This window comes from Intrasporangium chromatireducens Q5-1 (genome assembly GCF_000576575.1).
Classification (GTDB): domain Bacteria; phylum Actinomycetota; class Actinomycetes; order Actinomycetales; family Dermatophilaceae; genus Intrasporangium_A; species Intrasporangium_A chromatireducens.
Genome location: NZ_AWQS01000533.1, coordinates 1 through 904, shown reverse-complemented (window position 1 = coordinate 904; position 904 = coordinate 1). Strand labels below are relative to the sequence as shown.

At 74.0% G+C, this 904-nt stretch carries 1 protein-coding gene; it reads left to right on the top strand.

Going from position 1 to position 904, the window contains the following annotated elements:
* Positions 1-904, top strand: a 904-nt coding sequence (locus N864_RS22735; RefSeq protein WP_034722955.1) for an IS1380 family transposase, incomplete at both ends; no start/stop codon positions are given.

Sequence of the window (904 nt, the reverse complement as noted above, 5' to 3'; positions counted from 1 at the left end):
GATCTTCGATGTGGCGCTGGCCGTCGCGCTCGGCGGGGACTGCCTGGCCGACCTGGCCCTGGTGCGGGCCCAACCGGAGCTGTTCGGGCAGGTCGCCTCGGACGCGACGGTGTCGCGGCTGTTGGAGCGTCTCTCCTTTGACGTCGAGGAGGTGATCGCCGCGATCCGTGTCGCCCGGGGGCAGGCGCGCGAGCGGGTGTGGGCCCGCCGCAGCCCGGTGCCGCAGCAGGGCCCGGTGATCGTGGACCTGGATGCGACATTGGTGACGGCGCACTCGGACAAGGAGAACGCGACGCCGACGTTCAAACGCGGGTACGGGTTCCACCCGCTGCTCGCGTTCGTCGACCACGACCCGGGCACCGGTACCGGCGAGCCGCTGGCCGGGCTGCTGCGGGCCGGTAACGCCGGCGCGAACACCGCCGCCGACCAGATCGCCGTCCTGGACGCGGCGCTGGCGCAGCTGCCCGAGTACGTCCGGTCCCGGGTGCTGGTGCGCGGGGACACCGGCTCCGGGGTCAAGGCGTTCCTGGCGCACGTGCACAGCCTCGGCCTGCAGTACTCGGTCGGGATGTACGGGCAGGCGCCGCTGCTCGAGGCGCTCGAGCAGGTCCCACGCCAGGCCTGGCGCGACGCCCGGGAACCGGATGGCACCCGCCGGGACGGGGCGCAGGTGGCCGAGCTGACCCGGTGGCTGCCGGCCTCGTTCACCGGCTGGCCGCCCGGGATCCGGGTCATCGCCCGACGGGAACGGCCCCACCCCGGCGCGCAGCTGCGGATCACCGACCACGCCGGCTGGCGCATCACCATGTTCGCCACCAACACCACGGGCGGGAAGATCGCCGACCTCGAGGTGCGCCACCGGCTCCGGGCCCGAGCCGAGGACCGGATCCGCACCCTGAAGGAC